This is a genomic window from Sulfitobacter sediminis (assembly GCF_040811725.1).
GTDB lineage: Bacteria > Pseudomonadota > Alphaproteobacteria > Rhodobacterales > Rhodobacteraceae > Sulfitobacter > Sulfitobacter sediminis.
In genome coordinates, this window is sequence record NZ_JBFNXX010000008.1 from 145,037 (window position 1) to 163,695 (window position 18,659).

15 protein-coding genes are annotated in these 18,659 nt (G+C 61.9%); 9 read left to right on the forward strand and 6 right to left on the reverse strand.

Annotated features, from left to right (window positions below; all coding sequences use genetic code 11):
• Nucleotides 1-10: 10 nt before the first annotated feature.
• The 3 genes from AB2B41_RS12475 to AB2B41_RS12485 are packed head-to-tail and all read right to left on the reverse strand — an operon-like array spanning nucleotide 11 to nucleotide 3,785.
• Nucleotides 11-793 carry an enoyl-CoA hydratase-related protein gene (locus AB2B41_RS12475; protein ID WP_367878125.1) on the reverse strand — a complete coding sequence of 261 codons (783 nt, stop codon included), beginning with the start codon at nucleotides 791-793 and terminating at the stop codon, nucleotides 11-13.
• Nucleotides 790-2,082 carry a 3-hydroxyacyl-CoA dehydrogenase gene (locus AB2B41_RS12480; RefSeq protein ID WP_367878126.1) on the reverse strand — a complete coding sequence of 431 codons (1,293 nt, stop codon included), beginning with the start codon at nucleotides 2,080-2,082 and terminating at the stop codon, nucleotides 790-792. The genes AB2B41_RS12475 and AB2B41_RS12480 overlap by 4 nt, the downstream gene beginning before the upstream one ends.
• Complete coding sequence (locus AB2B41_RS12485) at nucleotides 2,079-3,785, reverse strand: class I adenylate-forming enzyme family protein (RefSeq protein WP_367878127.1); 1,707 nt, start codon at nucleotides 3,783-3,785, stop codon at nucleotides 2,079-2,081. The genes AB2B41_RS12480 and AB2B41_RS12485 overlap by 4 nt, the downstream gene beginning before the upstream one ends.
• Before the next feature lie 503 nt (nucleotides 3,786-4,288).
• On the opposite strand from AB2B41_RS12485, the gene AB2B41_RS12490 reads away from it, so the two are divergent.
• The 3 genes from AB2B41_RS12490 to AB2B41_RS12500 all read left to right on the forward strand — a co-directional run bounded on the left by AB2B41_RS12490 (nucleotide 4,289) and on the right by AB2B41_RS12500 (nucleotide 5,454).
• Complete coding sequence (locus AB2B41_RS12490) at nucleotides 4,289-4,624, forward strand: hypothetical protein (protein WP_367878128.1); 336 nt, start codon at nucleotides 4,289-4,291, stop codon at nucleotides 4,622-4,624.
• Between the two features lie 240 nt (nucleotides 4,625-4,864).
• Nucleotides 4,865-5,119 (forward strand): type II toxin-antitoxin system HicA family toxin, encoded by a 255-nt coding sequence (locus AB2B41_RS12495; RefSeq protein ID WP_367878129.1) that lies wholly within the window; start codon nucleotides 4,865-4,867, stop codon nucleotides 5,117-5,119.
• Complete coding sequence (locus AB2B41_RS12500) at nucleotides 5,116-5,454, forward strand: type II toxin-antitoxin system HicB family antitoxin (RefSeq protein WP_367878130.1); 339 nt, start codon at nucleotides 5,116-5,118, stop codon at nucleotides 5,452-5,454. The genes AB2B41_RS12495 and AB2B41_RS12500 overlap by 4 nt, the downstream gene beginning before the upstream one ends.
• A gap of 9 nt (nucleotides 5,455-5,463) precedes the next feature.
• On the opposite strand, the gene AB2B41_RS12505 is transcribed toward AB2B41_RS12500, so the two are convergent.
• A complete protein-coding gene (locus AB2B41_RS12505) occupies nucleotides 5,464-6,903 on the reverse strand; it encodes an amidase (protein ID WP_367878131.1) in 1,440 nt (479 codons plus the stop codon).
• A gap of 279 nt (nucleotides 6,904-7,182) precedes the next feature.
• Here AB2B41_RS12505 and AB2B41_RS12510 point away from each other — a divergent pair, with 279 nt between their 5' ends.
• Nucleotides 7,183-8,520, forward strand: coding sequence for an ArgE/DapE family deacylase (locus AB2B41_RS12510; RefSeq protein ID WP_367878132.1), 1,338 nt, complete (start codon nucleotides 7,183-7,185; stop codon nucleotides 8,518-8,520).
• On the opposite strand, the gene AB2B41_RS12515 is transcribed toward AB2B41_RS12510, so the two are convergent.
• Both AB2B41_RS12515 and AB2B41_RS12520 read right to left on the reverse strand, forming a co-directional pair.
• Complete coding sequence (locus AB2B41_RS12515) at nucleotides 8,517-10,835, reverse strand: penicillin acylase family protein (protein WP_367878133.1); 2,319 nt, start codon at nucleotides 10,833-10,835, stop codon at nucleotides 8,517-8,519. The genes AB2B41_RS12510 and AB2B41_RS12515 overlap by 4 nt on opposite strands.
• A gap of 16 nt (nucleotides 10,836-10,851) precedes the next feature.
• Nucleotides 10,852-11,664, reverse strand: a complete 813-nt coding sequence (locus tag AB2B41_RS12520; RefSeq protein WP_367878134.1) for an IclR family transcriptional regulator — start codon at nucleotides 11,662-11,664, stop codon at nucleotides 10,852-10,854.
• Nucleotides 11,665-11,825: 161 nt separating this feature from the next.
• Here AB2B41_RS12520 and AB2B41_RS12525 point away from each other — a divergent pair, with 161 nt between their 5' ends.
• From AB2B41_RS12525 to AB2B41_RS12545, 5 genes are all read left to right on the forward strand, one after another.
• A complete protein-coding gene (locus AB2B41_RS12525) occupies nucleotides 11,826-13,376 on the forward strand; it encodes a M81 family metallopeptidase (RefSeq protein WP_367878135.1) in 1,551 nt (516 codons plus the stop codon).
• A 61-nt stretch (nucleotides 13,377-13,437) separates the two neighbouring features.
• The gene (locus AB2B41_RS12530; protein WP_367878136.1) at nucleotides 13,438-15,048 is read left to right on the forward strand and encodes an ABC transporter substrate-binding protein; all 1,611 of its coding nucleotides are present in this window, start codon (nucleotides 13,438-13,440) and stop codon (nucleotides 15,046-15,048) included.
• A gap of 95 nt (nucleotides 15,049-15,143) precedes the next feature.
• On the forward strand, nucleotides 15,144-16,088 hold the full coding sequence (locus tag AB2B41_RS12535) for an ABC transporter permease (protein WP_367878137.1): 945 nt from the start codon (nucleotides 15,144-15,146) through the stop codon (nucleotides 16,086-16,088).
• 95 nt (nucleotides 16,089-16,183) lie between these two features.
• Nucleotides 16,184-16,984 (forward strand): ABC transporter permease, encoded by an 801-nt coding sequence (locus AB2B41_RS12540; protein WP_420014290.1) that lies wholly within the window; start codon nucleotides 16,184-16,186, stop codon nucleotides 16,982-16,984.
• Nucleotides 16,981-18,630: an ABC transporter ATP-binding protein gene (locus tag AB2B41_RS12545; RefSeq protein WP_367878139.1), complete on the forward strand. Its 1,650-nt coding sequence runs from the start codon at nucleotides 16,981-16,983 to the stop codon at nucleotides 18,628-18,630. Before AB2B41_RS12540 ends, AB2B41_RS12545 begins: the two co-directional genes overlap by 4 nt.
• Nucleotides 18,631-18,659: the final 29 nt, after the last annotated feature.

The following is an 18,659-nucleotide window of genomic DNA, read 5'->3' on the forward strand; positions in this document are numbered from 1 at the left end:
CTCCCTTTTCTTACTTGTTGACCCACTGGGGGGCGCGTTTCTCGACGAAGGCTTGGACGCCTTCCTTGAAATCCTCGGTCTTGCGCAAATCTTCGATGACCTCGCGCGAATAAGCGATGCTTTCGGCAAACCCGTCCCGCTTGTAGAGATCGTTCATCACCCGCTTGGTCGCCTTGACGGCAGAAGGGGACACGGTGCAAAGCTGCTCGGCCTTCTTTATCGCCCTTTCCATCAATTGATCGTTGGGATGCACCTCGTTCACGCACCCCAGCTTGAGCGCCTCATGCGCATCGATGGTCCGGCCCGTGTACATCATCTCCTGCGCCGCCAGCCGCCCGATGTAGCGTGTCAGGCGCTGCACGCCGGAAGCAGCGGCAAAGAAACCGACCTTCACTTCCGGCAGGGCGAACTTCGCGTTCTCCGAGGCAAGGATGATGTCGCAGGATAGCGCCGTCTCGAACCCGCCGCCCATGGCGAAACCGTTCACGGCGGCGATGATCGGCTTTTCCAGATCGAAGCGCGACGACAGGCCCGCGAACCCCTTCGGCGTCATGGGCCGCTTGGGCAGCACGCCCGAAGCGGTCGCCTTGAGATCATTGCCCGCGGAAAAAGCCTTGTCCCCCGCACCGGTCAGCACGGCGACCCACAGGTCGCGGTCGGCGGCAAAATCGTCCCAGCAGTCCGACATCTCGTTGTGCATATCGACATGCACGGCATTGTAGACCTCGGGTCGGTTCATCGTGACCAGCAGGATATGGCCCTTCTTCTCTGCCGTGATGAATTCATAGCTCATACTTTCAGCCCTCCGGTGTCGATCTCGGTGAATTTGCCGCCCGTCGCGGCCAGTTTGCGCAAAGTCTCGGCGGGGGCGAATTCGGGGTCTTCGGCGCCCAGTTTTTCCATACGGTCCAGCACTGCCTGCGCGCCCACCATGTCGCCGTAATACATCGGCCCGCCCTTGTCCGCCGGCCAGCCGTAACCATTCAGCCAGACCACATCGATATCCGAAGGCCGCTGCGCCTTGTTCTCTTCGAGGATTTTCACGCCCTCGTTGATCATCGGATAGATGCAGGTCTCGATGATCTCATCCTCGGCCATGTTGATGGGCCGCGCGTCGGTGATGTCGCGGATCACACCCGCGGTGACATTGGACGGGATCGGCGTGCGGTTCTCGTCGTAATCGTAATACCCCGCCTTGGTTTTCTGCCCGCGCCGGTCCATCTCGCAAAGCGCGTCGCGGATGGGGTTCTCGGTCTTGGCCCCCTTGGACCAGCCGATGTCGAGGCCCGCAAGGTCCATCATCTGGAAGGGTCCCATCTTGTGCCCGAACGCGTTGAACGCCGCGTCCACGTCCCAGGGCATGACGCCCTTGTAGACCAGCTTGTTCGCCTGCTTTTGCCGCGCGAAAAGAATGCGGTTGCCGACGAAACCGGGGCAGACGCCGACCAGCGTGGCGATCTTGTTGATCTTCTTCGCAAGATCCATGCAAGTGGCGACCACGTCATCCGCCGTATGTTTGGCGCGCACGATCTCAAGCAGTTTCATCACGTTCGCGGGCGAGAAAAAGTGCAGCCCGATCACGTCCTCGGGGCTCTGCGTCATCCCCGCGATCTCGTCGATGTTCAGTGCGGAAGTATTGGTGGCAAGGATCGCACCCTTCTTCACCACAGCGTCAAGCTCGGTGAACACCTTCCGCTTCAGCCCCATGTCCTCGAACACCGCTTCGATGATCAGGTCGCAATCCGCCAGATCCGCGATATCGAGCCGCCCGTCGAACCGCCCCATCCGCGCCTCGACCTCTTCCTGCGGGAAACGCCCTTTGTCCGCTGACCGCTGGTAGTTGCCGCGCACGACCGACAGGCCCCGGTCCAACGCCTCCTTGGTGGTCTCCACGATCTTCACCGGATAGCCTGCGGTGGCAAAGTTCATCGCGATCCCGCCGCCCATGGTGCCCGCGCCGATGATGCCGACGCTCTTGATCTCGCGCAGCGGGGTGCCTGCGGGCAGGCCCGGCACCTCCCAGGCCTGCTTTCCGGCCTCGGCGATATAGGCTGCTGTTTCTTCGGTTGTCGGGGTCTTCATACCTTTGCCTCTTGCTTGTCCAGACAGGCCGCGCGGATGGCGCGGCGGTCGATCTTGTCGGTCGCCCCCCGGATCAGCGGCGTGTGCTGTGTCCAGAGATGCGTCGGTGTCTTGAATTTCGCGAGGTGACCGTCAAGGAAGGCAGTAATCTCTGCAAGGGTCATCTTGGACCCCTCGCGCAACTGCACCATCGCCCCCACCGCCTCGCCCAGCCTGTCGTCCGGCACCGGAAAGGCCGCAGCCTCCAGCACGTCCGAGTGCCGGTGCAGCGCCCCCTCCACGTCGAGGCAGGCGATATTCTCACCGCCCCGGATGATTATGTTCTTCTTGCGGTCCAGGATCGTGACATAGCCATCGTCATCGAGCGTGCCCAGATCGCCGGTGCGCAGCCAGCCGTCGACCACCGTCTGCGCCGTCGCCTCGGGCTTGTTGAGGTAGCAGCGCATGATATGCGGCCCCTTGACGGCGATTTCGCCCAGGGTGCCGTTTGGCACGGCGTTACCATCATCATCGATGATCCGCAGCTCTTGGACCGGCGGGTGCAATTTACCGGCGACCTCGGGGCGGGCCTTGTATTCATCCCCGATCAACCCGATGCCAAGCGCGTTGGTCTCGGTCATGCCCCAGCCCGTCGCAATGCCTGCGTTGGGAAAGACCTCGGCCAGTTGCGCCACCTGTGCTGCTGGTCGCTTTGCGCCACCTGCACCGATGTAATCCATCGACGGCAAGGTCTCACCCATTCGTCTGGCCGCTTCCATCAGCTCCGCCGACTGCGTGGGCACGCCCAGAAGGCGCGTGATGTTGTTATCGCGGATCAGCCGCACGGCATCCTCTGCATCCCATTTACGCATCAGCGTGATCTTTGCACCTGCAGGCAGGCTCAGCAGGAACAAGGGATGCGTCGCGGTGACATGAAACAGGGGCGTAACCACCAGAGCGGAAGGGCGGGGCGGTTCCGGTGCGCCCTCTTCCGGCGGCTCGACCAGCGGGGCGATGACCGATTGCAAGAGCCAGGAAAAGACTGCGTTCACTGCTCCGCGATGGGTCTGGACCACGCCCTTCGGGTGCCCGGTCGTCCCGGACGAATACATCACTGCAAAATCGTCGTCCGTATCGATCTCCACCTCAGGCGCAATGTCCGAAGCGGCGCCCTGACGAAGCGCGTTGAAATCCAGTGCCGTTCGACCCTCTCCGTCGCGCACGCCGATCAGCGTTAGCCTCAGCTTTTCTCGTAGCGGCAGCAGCCGATCCATGCGGGGACCGTCGGCAAAGATCGCCTTGGCGGCACTGTCCTGCAGGGCATAGTCAAGCTCTTCCGTTGTCCACCAGGCATTCAGGAAGACGACGACGCCCCCGAACGACGAAATCGCCAAAACCAGGATCATCAGTTCCGGATAGTTCCGCATTGCAATCGCGACGCGATCGCCCTTGCCGAGGCCCAGTTCATCCTGCATCGCATGGGCCATGCGGTAGACCGCCTCAGTGAATTCCGCATAGGTGAGGGTTTCATCCTCGTAAGAAAGGTAGTCGAGCTTGCCGTTCCCATGGCGCTCCCATCCGGCAGCCAGTAGGGCGGGAACTGTGCCTGGAATGTTCTGGAATGCCTTGACCGTCACTCCCCGCACGTCGACATCTTGGATCGCGAACGTCGGATCGGTCGCGAGCACGTGGCGCACCGCCTCTTCCGGTGTCATCGCCGTCATTGGGGCGTCTTTCGCATGAACATCTGTCCCCTCCCAAGGCAGAGCGCCACTGCCCGTCCTCCCCGGACAGCCGACTCCTTGCGGCCAGACTAGGCAGGAAATCAGCGCGCTACAATCCCGCACAACGGAACGTCATTCCGCTGCATTATGCAGATTGGAATTGACTGGAGCTTCCGCGCTTCCAGTGCGACTGACAAACCTGACCATGTGTGCGAAGAGCACTTGAAAGAGATGAGGATATGACAATCGACGAGCGGTCTTCTCTTATCCCGCGTGCCCCCCTTTGTGGATTATCGGGAGTGTCAGGCCTCGCAAGACAGCCTGCACCGTAAAACGGGACTGGATGAAACCCCGAACGGCCGGGATGATACTCAAGATGACCTGCAACACGGTCGGGTCTCACATCCAGCCTATGCGTTGGCCGCCATCTGATCCAGATCAAGGAACGCCATGTCCACTTTCCCTACCGTTGTCCAAGCATCTTCAATCGGGAGGGTTCCGCCATGACCATCGCCACGCTTTTTCGGGATTTCTTAACGGACAGGGAACGCGCGCCAACAGACCGTGAACTCGCCGACCTGGGGCTCAGCCGCGCCGATTTCACCCGGCTTATCACTTCCAAGAACGGGACGCGCGAGCGGATGGAGACACTGGCGGCGCGCTTCGGTGTGACGCCCGCGATGATAGATGCCGATTTCGGTCTGGCGCTCGAACTTGCCGAGACGTGCGGTCATTGCAAATGCGCCAATGCCTGCCAGAACGCGATCGAGCTTGGTGTCGACTTCGACACCAACCGCTGTCCGAACGCGTCGATCTATGCCGACATGTCCCCAACTTGAGAGGCCTCAGCCCTATTCGCGAAGTTCCATAGGTCTGTGCTGGGGTAGAACGGTTTTGGCCTTGGTCAATTTGCCGCCGAACTTGTTTACTCGGATTGCGACACGCGGCAGGGGCCTACGGGACCTAGGTGACATATCCTTTGGGGTGAGGCACATCCGACCAAGAGATCGAATGTGCCGACCCGGACCAAGCATTCAAGATATGCTTGCAGAATTCGCTAGCATCTCCTGAGTAATGCCATGAACAGCAAACACCACAAGACGCTCCGGCTTGTCTTTACCGATCCGGTTTCGGGAACGGTGGAGTGGAAGGCCATCGAACGATTGCTCATCGCGGCGGGGGCGCGGCTGATCGAGGGCAGCGGTTCGTGGGTAAGGTTTGAGAAAGACGGAGAGATCGAAACGTTTCACCGCCCGCAACCAGAGAAGGAGGCCAAACGCTACCAGGTGCGCGCGGCCAGGGCGTTCTTGTTAAGGATCGGAGTGGAATCATGATGAATGTCATGACCTACAAGGGCTCTTCGGCCCGGATCGAGTATGATGATGACGACGGTATCCTGACCGGACGGATCGCTGGCATCCGTGACGGTGTTGGCTTTCATGGCGACAGTGTCGAAGCCCTTAGAGAAGCCTTTCACGAGGCGGTCAATGACTATACCGAGACCTGCGCTCGCGTGGGCAAGGAACCGCCAAAGCCTTATTCCGGAAAGGTGATGTTCCGGGTCGACCCGGATGTCCACCGCAAAGCCGCACTTGCGGCGGAGCTTTCGGGGAAAAGCCTGTACCAATGGGCCGAAGACTTTCTGCGTGAGGCGGTGCGCGGGGACTAGCCCCGCTTCTCACCCGCGCGCGAACAAACGGTGCGCCATAACGCCCACGCGGCTCTCCACCGCCTCGCAGGCATCGAGGATCATGTCCTCGCGGAACCGCTGCCCCACGATCTGTACCCCGACCGGCAGGCCGTCGTTGTAGTTTGCCGGGATGTTGCCAGCGGGCAAACCCATGAAGTTCATCGAGAAGGAATAGAAGCCCCGCAGCATGATCTCTTCCGCCCCCACGCGCCCCTCGTAGTCGCGGGCGTGGGCATAAGTGGGGCTCAGCAGGAAGGGCGTCAGCACCAGCGGGTAATCGGCCAGAAGCTGCATCCATTTTCGCACATGGCCCGCGCGGCGGGCATAGGCGGCCAGCAGGTCGTCGCCCCGGTAAGGCGGCGCGATCTCAAGGCAGTGATCCCAGTAGGTCAGGAAATCCGCGCTGGCATGGGCGCGGATGAAATCGCCCATCAGTGCGTCCGTTTCCCCGAAGAGCGTGCGTGTCGCCTCGCGCCCGATCTTGAACATGTCCGGGGTCTCGATCTCCTCCACCGCATAGCCCGCGTCGGCCAGTGCCTGTCGCGCGGTGGCGAGGGCAGCATCCACTGCCGGGTCGAGGTCGAAGCCGTATGTTTCCCTGGTGAAACCAACCTTGATCGGGCCATCTACCTTCTGCCCTTCCCAGGGCATTGGCACCTGCCAGGGGTCCTGCGGGCTGTAGGCGACGGCCGATTGCATGGCCAGCCGCACGTCGCGCACCTCGCGGCAGATGACGCCCTGCACCGAGGTCACCTGCGCGAGGATCCCCCGCTCGGCGGTCTGCGACGGGTTGTAGGCGGGCGTGCGCCCCAGTCCGGGTTTGACCGTCGCCGCCCCCGTGCAGGTCGCCGGGAAACGCAGGGAGCCCCCGATATCGTTGCCATGGGCAATCGCCCCAATCCCCGACATCACTGCCGAGGACGCGCCGCCCGACGACCCCCCGGCGCTGGCCCAGTCGTTCCAGGGGTTGAAGGTGCGTCCGTGCAGCGGATTATCCGTCGTGCCCCGGAAGGAGAACTCCGGCGTGTTCGTCCTGCCGATCACGACCGCGCCTGCGTTCCTGAGGTTCGTGACAAAGGGACTGTCGGCCGGCGCGATCAGGTCTTTCAACGCCTTCACGCCATTGGGTGTGGCGCGCCCCTTCTGGTCGATGTTCTCCTTGATCGTCACCGGTACGCCGTGGAGCGGCCCCACCGGCCCCGACCTGGCAAAGGTCTCGTCGAGCCGCGCCGCCTCGGCCATGGCCTCTTCCGACAGGTCATCGACCACGGCGTTCATCGCCGGGTTGCGGTCATGCATACGGGCGATATTGGCCTCCACGACCTCGCGCGCCGAAATCTCGCCCTTCGCCACCCGTTCGGCAATCTCGCAGGCCGATGCCTGCCAAAGTAAATCTGCTGTCTTGTAAGAGGCTCCCGTCGCGGTCATTGAACTTTTCATACCGGAAGAGTTTGCCTCAACACCTGTCTGTCGGAAATGGTTTATTCAAGCGGGCGGGCAGAAACAGTTAGACGATAGAAACCCCCTCAGGCTGGATTTCTGTTATTCCACCTATCCGGTGAGAGACCGCAGATGTCGCAGGCTGGGATCAGGGCAGAACGCACGACACGTGATTGTCAGTCGCCCTGATAAAACTCTGCTATCTTTGCAGGCTTTCGCGCCTAACGCCTCAGAGGCCTGCAATCCTCGCTTGCCGTGGCACCAGCCGTGATCAATGATGCCCCAAACTCCAGTGAAGAGGACGGATCGGAATTGTCTTTATCTTCCAAGGCACAGAGGTCGATCGAAGATGCGGTCGATGCGGGATTTGAAAAGCAGGTTTTTTTCCTGGCGGATTTCGTGCGCATTCCAAGCGTACGTTTTTGTGAAGGGCCGGCACAGGATTTCATGGCCGATGCCATGCGCGCGCGGGGCTACGAGGTAGACGATTGGCATATCCGCCTTGAAGATCTCGAACCTCTGCCAGGTTTCGGCCCGATCGAAGGCGATTTTTCCAGGGCGCGCAGCGTGGTGGGGACGCATCATCCCAACGAGGTGAAAGGCCGCTCGCTTATTCTTCAGGGTCATCTTGATGTGGTGCCAGCGGGACCCTCCGATATGTGGACCGACCCGCCGTTTTCCGGGCTGGTGCGGGACGGTTGGATGTATGGCCGCGGTGCGGGCGACATGAAGTCAGGGACCGTCGCGGCGCTTTTTGCGCTCGATGCGATCAGGGCAGCCGGGTTCGAACCGGCGGCACGGGTGCATCTGCAATCGGTGATCGAAGAGGAAAGCACCGGGCTCGGCGCGCTTTCGACCTTGCAACGCGGCTACCGGGCCGACGTCGCGGTGCTGCCCGAACCATCGGCCTTCAAGATCAATCGCGCGCAGATTGGCGTGCTATGGTTCAAGCTGCGTGTGCGTGGGAAGCCGGTTCACGTGGCTGTCGCGGGGGACGGCTCGAACGCGATCATGGCAAGCTTTGATCTGCTTCGAGCGCTGAAGAAACTGGAGGCCGATTGGAACGAGCGTGCCAAGCGCCATACGGTTTACAAGGACGTGCCGCATCCGCTCAACCTCAATGCAGGCAAGATCGTCGGCGGTGACTGGGCGTCGAGCGTGCCCGCATGGTGCGACGTCGATTGCCGGATGGGGGTCCTGCCGGGTATGGATCTGGACGCCTGCAAGGCCGAGATCGAAGCCTGCATCACGGGGGCGACGCGCGATCATCCCTTCCTCGGAAACAACCCGCCCGAAGTAATCTGGAACGGGTTCCAGGCCGAAGGATATGTGCTGGGCGCAGACGCCGATCCGGCACTTGACGTGATGCAAGAGGCCTATCGCGGTGTGTTTGGCCCGAACGCGAAACTTGCAGAAAACAAGATGACTGCGCTGACGGACACGCGTTTCTACGGGCTCTACTACGGCGTGCCCGCGTTCTGTATCGGCCCGCGGGCCGAGAACATCCATGGCTTCGACGAACGGGTCGATCTGCAATCGGTGCGGCAGCTGACCAAGGTGCTTGCCGGTTTCATCGCGCGCTGGTGTGGCCTGAACCCGGTCTAGGCCGGCGCGACGTGGATCACCGAAGCCGCGCTTTGGTCGATCGCTTCGGCGGAATAGAGCATCGGGACATATTCGCCCGCCGCCCAAAGCGGCATCAGGTCGGCGTGATGCGGGCTGCCGGGCAGACCGGACTGGCCCGGCGCGTTGATCCAGACCGACTTGTCCCAGTCGCCCACGTCAACCACCATGCGCACCGACGCGCCATGGGTGACACGGTACGAAACCGGATCGTAATTGGCCAGCATCACGGTCGTGCCCGTTCCGCCCTTGTCCACCGGACCCACGTCATGTCCGGGCGCGACCTTCGACACCGCATGGGCGAAATAGCCCTTGTGCAGATCCCCCCAGCGCCAGGCGTTGGGGTTTGGACCGAAACGGCGCAGCGCATCATCACATGCCGCCTGCAGCGTCTCGGCCAGAAATGCCCCGCGCTGCCCCGCGTCTTCCAACCCGGCCCGGCGGGCAAGCCCCGGATGGGTCCCTTCGAAAAGCCGCACCGTCGTGACCGCATTGGGCACCGCCAGATAGGCGCGCAAAGCGGGCGTATCGGCAACCCGGTCGGCCAGTCCGGGGCGCACATGCGAGGAAAACCAAAGCTCGAAAACAAGGGCGGCCGCGCTGTCGGGCGATGCGAACCCATCCCACTCCACAAGCAGCCTCCTCGCCGTCTCGGCCGCGGCGGCGGGGATCAGCGCCACCAGGCGCATGGCCAGGTCCGAATAGGTATCGCATTGCAACGCGCAGCTGCCCGCTACATCGGCGACCTGCCCATCCGCGATGCGTGCGGCGATCCGGTCCGCCCGCCCGTCCTCGAACCATTCGTAACCTACGGGATGCGCATCGTGATCCCAGCCCTCGGGCAGGTTCATCTCGTTGGCCGAATGCACAAAGCCCTTTTCCGGGTTGCACAGCGCCGGAAGATCGGCAGCCGTCATGAACCCGGCCCATTCGAAACGGCCATCTCCTGCAACCGGGCTCAGCCCGCGCCAGCCCCCGCGCCTGGGCACGAACCCCGCAGGCTGCCAGCAGAAATCCCCCGCCGTATCGGCATAGACCAGGTTGACCGACGGCGCGCCCCAGGTATGCACCGACTGGCGAAAATCCTCCATCGATGTGGTGCGCATGGCCTTCAGGCTGCACATGTAGGGCGCGGTGCCCGCTTCGGTGAAGACCGTGCGCACCGAGACCGCGCGCCCACCGTCCGGACTGCGCCAGACGACCGGACCGTGATGCGTGAACTCAAGCGTCAATGTCTGATCCGGTGCGCCCTTGACCGCAAAAACCTCCTCCAAACGCACGATCTCGCGTGTGCCGCTGCCATAGACATAGCGGTCTGTATCCACCAGATCACAGACAACCACGTCCTCCTGGTCGGCACAGAAGATCGTCAGACTGAAGGCCGAGGTGCCGTTGTGACCCGCCATGATCCCCGGCGAAGACGGCTCACCCGCGCCGATCACGTCGAGACCCGGCGCGCTCAGATGCACCATGTAGCGCAAGGACGGGGCCGAATGCAGACGGTGCGGATCGCTGGCCATTATTGGCCGCCCGCTCTTGGTCAGTTCAGGTCCGACCACCCAGTTGTTCGACCCTTCCATCGGAACCGCCGTACGGATCACGGTCTTGGCGGCATCGACCGCGCTCCAGGCCTCGGCCTCGTCTAGGGATGCATTCAATCGCTCGGGGCTGAGGGTCACGGGCGCGGTCGCCAGTTCAAAGACCGCAAGCGCCTCCGCGGGCAGGTCCGCGCCCTGGGTGTTGGCCCATTCGGCATCCGGCACCGGCGGGCAAAGCGGCACGCGCAGCAGATCGGTTTCAGGATCCGCAAGCGCATGGACACGGGCCCGCGCAAGCTCTGATGCGGCGTTGCGCGTCAGGCAATGGGTGCGAATGCGCACAACGTCCTCGGGCGCCCAGAAAGCGGGCAGGGTGCCAAGCGCGGTGAACTCGGGTGGCATCGGCAGATCACCATCAAGCGTGGCCTGCATGCCCGCGTTCACACCAGCCGCAAAGGCCGTGCAGATCTCTTCGGCGTCCGTGCCATAGGCCGTCCATTCCGCGGCCATGTCGCCCCGATAGAGAAACAGCCGCGCCGCCCGGTCTTGCATCAGGTAGCCGGGCCCGAAATCCGCGGCAAGCAGGCCAAGCCCCCGCTTGCGCCACAGGTCGATCTGCCAAAGCCGGTCGCGCGCGGCATTGAAGCCCTGCAAAAAGAACGCGTCCATCGCACTGGCCGCACGGATATGGGCCATGCCCCATGGATCGACATGGATACTTGCGGGGGCGGAAAGGCCTTTGAGCTTGAGCTGGGTCATGGGATCGGGATTTTCTTCAATAAAGACTGATGGCACGGGCCGCGGCTTCGGCATGCGGCACAACGAAAGAGATGAATTCATCGGCGCTCCACTCGGACAGCGAACCCGCCACGTGAATTGCGGCGACCGGTCGGCCGTCCGCATCCATGACCGGAAAACCGGCCGCGATTTCTCCGATAAGGATCTGGTTGCAGGCCAGCGCATAGCCCTCCGCCCGCGCCGTCCTGACCTGTTCCAGTATCTCGTCCGGCGTGCCCAGCGTATGGGGCGTAAAGGGGCGGCGATCGGACCGCTCGAGAATGTCGCGCGCCTGGTCTTCGGGCAACCGCGAGAGAATCGCCCACCCACCAGAGCTGCAAAAGGTCGGAACACTGTGACCGACCAGCGTCGTGTTGAATGTTTGTCGCTTAGTTTGCAGGCGAACTGCATAAATTACGCGCAGGTCGTCGAAGAGTGACAGATCAACCCGTTCTTTCACCGACCCGCGCAATTCCTGCAAAACCGGCGTGGCGCGCCGCACCAACGGATCAAGCCGCAGCATGTCGAGCGTATGATCGAGCAACCGCAGGCCGGGCACAATGCCCTGGCCATTGGCATCTCGGCGCAAATATCCCAAGGCTCGCAGGGTATGTACCATGCGCTGAACGGCACTCCGGTCGACTTTTATACGTTCAGATATATCTGAAAGGGACAAAGGGCGTTCGGTCTCGTGAAACGCCGAGAGAACTTTCATCGCCCGTTCGACGGATTGCACGAAAAGCGGATCCGCGCGTTCGGCATCGGTCAGGTCCCTGACGCCGGATTCGGCCCTGATCGTGTTTCTCGGCATAGGCAGCCCCACAGCGAACGCTTGACTTCGCGCAAACTCAAATTCTACGCTTACGATACAATGCAGGCGTATTGCATTGCAATATAGTTGGCCCTTGGAAAGATTTCTCAGATGTTGGCCTGCATCTGATATTTTCCATAGGGCTGCGCTGGGGGAAAAGAGTGACGTTCAAAGTCGCACTTGCCGGATTTTTGCATGAAACGAACGCGTTCGCTCCGACGCGGGCGGACATGGCAGCATTTGTTCAGGGTGGCGGTTACATGCCGCTCTCGCGCGGGTCCGAGGTTCTGTCGCGTGGCCGTGGCATCAACCTTGGAATCGGTGGCGCGGTGGATTTCGGCATGCAGGCGGGCTGGTCCATGGAGGCCGTTCTCTGGGCCGGTGCGATTCCGTCGGCACATGTCACCCGCGACGCCTATGATGCGATCACAGAAGAAATTGTCGCCGGAATAGCGGCCGCACGGGATTTGGACGGCGTTTTCATCGACCTGCATGGTGCGATGATGGCCGAACATGAAGACGATGGTGAAGGCGCGCTCCTCGACCGGGTCCGTGCTGTGGTTGGGCCGGATATTCCGATCGTTGCTGCACTGGATCTGCATGGGAACATCACCGACCGGATGGTCGCGGCCGCTGATGTGCTGGTGGGCTTCCGGACCTATCCGCATGTGGACATGGCAGACACCGGCACCCGCGCCGCCCGACAGCTGCACCTGCTGATGGAACGCGGCGCGCCCTTCGCGAAAGCCTTCCGGCGTTTACCTTTCCTGATCCCGATCGCCTGGCAAAGCACGCTCTCCCAGCCCGCCAGTGGCATTTACGACCTTGTCGCGGACCTGGAGAATGAGAACGTCTCAAGCACCTCGTTCTTCTTCGGCTTCCCAGCCGCCGATTTTCCTGGCTGTGGCCCGACCGTTGTCTGCTACGGACCAGATAGTGCAGCGTCCAACCGCGCCGCAGACGCCATCGAACGCGCGGTCCTCGAAGCTGAGGCACAGTTCGCGGGAAAAGCATTCGGCCCCGACGACGGCGTCGCCGAAGCCATGCGCATTGCCAGGACGGCGACGCGGCCCGTTGTGGTCGCGGACACACAGGACAATCCCGGCGCGGGTGGCGATTCCAACACCACTGGAATGCTGCGCGCGCTCGTGGCTGCCGACGCACAGCGCGCAGCCCTTGGCATCATGGTCGACCCCAAGGCCGCTGCCGCGGCCCATGCCGCTGGTGTCGGCGCAGAAATCGAGATTGCACTGGGCGGATTTTCCGGCGTTCCGGGTGACTCGCCCTTCCGGGGCCGCTTCACCGTCGAAACCCTATCGGACGGCAGGTTCGTCGCCTCAGGCCCTTTCTATGGCGGCGCGCCGCTCGATCTTGGCCCCTCTGCGTGCCTGCGCATCGGAGGCGTGCGCATTGTCGTGGCCTCGCAAAAGGCACAGATGGCAGATCAGCAGATGTATCGCTTCGTTGGGATCGAACCGACAGAACAGGCCATTCTCGTGAACAAGAGCTCGGTGCATTTCCGCGCCGATTTCGACCCCATAGCTGAGTGCATCCTGACGTGCGTGGCACCGGGGCCAATGCCGATCAGCCCGGCAAGCCTGCCCTTCACCCGCCTTGCACCCGGCATGCGGCTCGAACCGCTCGGGGCGGCTTTCCGCGCCCCGGACACATTCCCAAACGCAGGACAGCAGGAGGCACAAGCGACCCACTGACGACACTAGGCTTTCAAGTCCGCGGCGCCGTGCCGCATCCACACTCAACAGGGAGACAAGAATGACAAAACCTTTCACCTTCAAGAACGCGCGAAGCCTGATGCGCGGCGCGGCCTTCTCGGCCACGCTTGCCGCGGCGTCCGCATTGGCGGCGCCGCTCAGCGCCGAGACGACACTGACGGCGGTCAAGCACTCCGCACTGCGCGTGCTCGATCCGATCATGACGACTGCCTACATGAGCCGGAACCACGGCTACATGATCTTCGACACCCTCTATGCCCTTGACAGCAACCTGGTGCCGCAGCCGCAGATGGTGGACAGCCACACGGTGTCAGATGACGGGCTGACCTACACCTTCACCCTGCGCGACGGGCTGATGTTCCATGACGGCGCCCCCGTCACCGGAGAGGACGTTGCCGCCTCCATCGCCCGCTGGGGCGAGCGTGACGGCATGGGCCAGGTTCTGATGAGCTTCGTTGACAGCATGAGCCAGGGCGTCAGCCCCAACGAGTTCGTCATGAAACTCAAGGAGCCCTACGGCCTCGTGATCGACAGCCTCGCCAAGCCGTCCTCCAACGTGCCGTTCATCATGCCCAAGCGGCTGGCCGAGACACCCTCGACCGAACCAATCCCCGAGCAAATCGGCTCTGGCCCCTTCAAGTGGGTTGCCGAGGAATTTCAGCCTGGTGTAAAGGCGGTCTATGCCAAGAACGAAGACTACGTCCCGCGTGACGAACCGCCCAGCTGGGCTTCGGGCGGCAAGGTGGTCAAGGTGGACCGCGTCGAATGGGTCGTGATGCCCGACGACCAAACCGCCCTGAATGCGCTTCAAGCCGGTGAGATTGACTATTGGGAAAGCCCGCCCTCCGATCTTCTGCCGATCCTCGAAGCGAATCCGGACGTGACAGTCAAGAACCTCAATGCGCTTGGGTTCCAGACGATCATGCGCCCAAACACGCTGAACTCACCGATGGATGATCCTCGAATCCGCAACGCTGCGATTGCCTCCGTCTATCAGAAGGATGTGCTCGACGCGCTAGTCGGCAACCCTGCATACTACAGTCTGTGCGGCGCGATGTTCGTTTGTAACACGCCGCTTGCGACTGATGTCGGATCCGAAACCCTGATCCAGGGCAACGGCATGGAGAAGGCTAAGGCGCTTCTGGCCGAGGCTGGCTATGACGGTACCCCGATCGTTATCATGCATCCAACCGATGTGGGCACACTGCGCACGCAACCGGTTGTCGTGGCGCAAGCCATGCGCGATGCGGGCTTCGTTGTCGATCTGCAAGCCATGGATTGGCAAACCCTCGTAGGCCGTCGCGCAAGTCAGGCCCCAATCGATGAGGGCGGCTGGCACATGTTTATGACCAACTGGGTTGGTGCCGACGTGTTCAACCCGTTGGTCAACAATATGGTCAACGGCAAGGGCCCAGAGGGCGGTTGGTTCGGCTGGCCGGATGTGCCAAAGCTCGAGGAGCTGCGCATGGCCTATGCCAAAGAGACCGATTTGGAGAAACAGAAAGAACTTGCCGCAGAGATACAGAAGATTGCCTTCGAAGAGGGCGTCTATGCACCGATCGGGCAGTACTTCGTTCCCACAGCATGGTCTTCTGAAATTGAAGGGGTGCTGGACGCGCCTGCACCGCTGTTCTGGAACATCTCCAAGTAGACAAAGCCTTAGGTCCCGCGTTTCGGCGCGGGACTATACCTGCACGCGGGTTGCATGCGCGCAGACTCTCCTGACAAGTCGAAAGGCCCTGCGGCATGATTGGCTACATATTCCAACGCATTCTCGCATCAATCCCCGTAATGGGGTTCGTCGCGCTGTTCGTGTTTCTGCTTCTCAGGCTGACCCCCGGCGATCCAGCGGCGATCATCGCCGGAGATACGGCGACGCCGGAACAGCTGGAAGCGATCCGTGACTCCCTTGGCCTAAATGATCCCATGCTGGTGCAGTTCTTTGACTGGATTATTCGGCTGTTGCAGGGCGACTTCGGCACATCGATCCAGTCACGCGAACCAGTGCTCAAGCTGATTGCGGATCGGATGGAACCAACGATATCTCTCGCGCTGACCACGATTGTCCTGTCGGTCGTAATCGCGGTGCCGCTGGGCGTCATCGCCGCATGGAAGCACGGCACGCTGATCGACCGCTTCGTGATGTTGCTTTCGGTGCTGGGCTTTTCGATCCCGGTCTTCGTGATCGGCTATTTGATGATTTCGCTGTTCTCGATGCAACTTGGGTGGTTCCCTGTGCAGGGCTTCCGCCCCATCGGAAACGGCGCGGGCGACTTCTTTCATCGCATCGCCTTGCCAACCCTGACCCTGACCTTACTCTACATCGCCCTGATCGCCCGCATCACGCGCACCTCCATGCTGGAAATTCTGGGCGAGGATTATATCCGCACTGCCCGCGCCAAGGGCCTGCCCGAAGTTCGCGTGCTGATGCGTCATGCACTGCGCAATTGCTCGGTGCCGATCATCACGGTCATCGGCATCGGCTTTGCGCTGATCATCTCCGGTGTGGTGGTGACCGAGTCGGTTTTCAATTTGCCGGGGCTGGGGCGTCTGACAGTCGATGCGGTCCTCGCGCGGGATTATCCCGTCATTCAGGCGGTGATCCTGCTTGCTTCGCTTATCTACGTGATTGTGAACCTGCTGATCGACATCAGCTACGTGCTACTCGACCCGAGGATCCGCTATTCATGACCGATCAATCCCAAGCCCCCTCCGTCGCCCCGCCGCGCGAGACCACGTCCGCCCTCAGCCGGATACGGGAGATCGTCACCTCGAGCCCAATCGTCATGCTGGCCACCGTTCTGATTATCCTCATCGTTCTGTCAGCCCTCTTCGCGCCCTGGGTCGTGCCCCATGACCCGGTCCGACTTACCCCCGCCGAACGCCTCAAACCCCCGAGCGAGGTCTACTGGCTGGGCACGGATGCCTTCGGGCGCGACCTTTTCAGCCGGATCGTGACGGGGGGGCGCATCTCGCTCGTCGTAGGCGTAGGTGCCGCAATTGCAGCTGTACTGGCGGGGCTCGTTCTGGGGCTGCTGGCTGGGTACATTCGTTGGCTGGACGCGGTGTTGATGCGGATGGTCGACGGGATGATGGCGATCCCCAACATCCTTCTGGCCATCGCAATCGTCTCGCTCTGGGGAGCATCGCTCTGGACCGTGCTGGTGGCGATCACCATTCCCGAGGTACCGCGCGTGGTGCGCCTTGTGCGCTCGGTTGTCCTGTCCGCGCGCGAAGAACCCTATGTGGAAGCCGCCATCGCCGCCGGGTCGTCCACCTGGCTCATCATGCGGCGTCATCTGCTGCCCAACACAATCGCGCCCCTTATCATCCAGGGCACCTATATTTGCGCCAGCGCAATCCTGACCGAGGCGATCCTGTCCTTCCTGGGCGCGGGCATAAACCCCGAGACCCCCAGCTGGGGCAACATCATGGCTGAGGGCCGCATCTACTTTCAGATAAATCCCGGTATCGTTCTCTGGCCCGGCCTTGTCGTATCCGTGGCGATCCTGTCGATCAACCTGCTTGGGGATGCCGTTCGCGACGCACTCGACCCACGCATGGCGCAACGGGGAATTGACCGATGACCAGCAGTAACCTACTCGAAATCACCGACCTGCGCATCGCGCTGAACGGCGAGGCGGACAAGCAGGTCGTCAAGGGACTGAACATGATGATCGAACCCGGCCAGACCATGTGTCTTGTCGGCGAAAGCGGGTCGGGAAAATCCCTTACCGCTCTTGCGACAATGGGGCTTCTGCCAAAGGTCCTCAGCCCGATTTCCGGCTCGATCAAGCTCAAGGGAGAGAATTTGCTCGCCACTTCGTCCGGCCGGATGCGCGATCTGCGCGCCACGGCGATGTCGATGATCTTTCAGGAACCGATGACCGCGCTCAATCCGGTGGCAAGGGTCGGCCAGCAGATCGAGGAAGTGCTCGAGTTTCACAGCGACCTCTCGCAGTCGGCGCGTCGAAAAAGGACGCTGGAGATGATGGAAGCAGTGCACCTGCCAGACATCGAAAAGATGTACCGCAGCTTCCCTCACCAGCTTTCCGGCGGCCAGCGCCAACGGATCATGATCGCCATGGCGCTGATCATGCGCCCACAACTCCTGATCGCAGACGAGCCGACGACCGCGCTCGACGTCACAACGCAGGCGCAAATTCTCGAACTCATCCGTGAACTGCGCGAACAACAGGGTTCCTCGGTTCTGTTCATCACGCACGACATGGGCGTCGTGGCCGAGATCGCTGACGACGTGACCGTTCTGAAGCTGGGCGAGGTGATGGAAACCCAGCCTGTCGATAGCCTGCTGCGGCATCCTCAGACCGATTACACACGCGATCTTTTACGCGCTGTCCCCAGTCAGGTACCACGTGCGCCGCGCGAGGGAGGGACCGGCCAGACGGTGCTGGAGACGATCGATCTGTGCAAAACCTATGGCGGTGGCGGTCTCTTTATCAAATCGCGCGAGGTCAAGGCGGCGCAGGACGTGTCACTGAAGCTGATGCAGGGGCGTACTCTGGGGATCGTGGGCGAGAGCGGGTCGGGCAAATCTACTGTCGCGCGCTGCATCATGCGGCTGATCGACCCGACCTCGGGCAGCATCGTCGTGGGCGGGCAGGACATCGCATCGATGTCCCAGAAGGCCCTGCAACCAGAACGCAAAAAGCTGCAGATCGTGTTTCAGGATCCGATGCGCTCGCTCAATCCACGCATTGAAATCGGCCAGTCGATTATCGAAGGGCCGCTCAATTTCGGCGTGCCGCGCAAGCAGGCACTTGAACGGGCACGCGAACTTCTGGAGCTGGTGGGTTTGCCCGCCAGCGCCGTTGACCGCTTCCCGCACCAGTTCTCCGGCGGACAGCGCCAGCGCATCGCCATCGCCCGTGCACTCGCCATGGACCCTGACGTGCTGGTGGCGGACGAGGCCGTCTCGGCGCTTGATGTGTCGGTACAGGCCCAGGTGCTTGACCTGCTTGCGGAATTGCAGGAACGCTTTGGCCTCGGCATACTCTTCATCACCCACGACCTCGGCGTCGCCGCGCAAATCTGCGACGAGGTGATGGTGATGCAGTTCGGACGGGTGGTCGAATATGGCCCAGCCGCGCAGGTCCTGTCGGATCCGCAGCAGGACTACACCAAGGCGCTGATCGCCGCGGCCCCCGGCCGTCATTGGGATTTCGCGAATTTCCGCCCCTTTGCAGAGGCCCAAGCGGCCACGGGCGGCTGAACCGGACACCAAACATACAAGATCAAGAG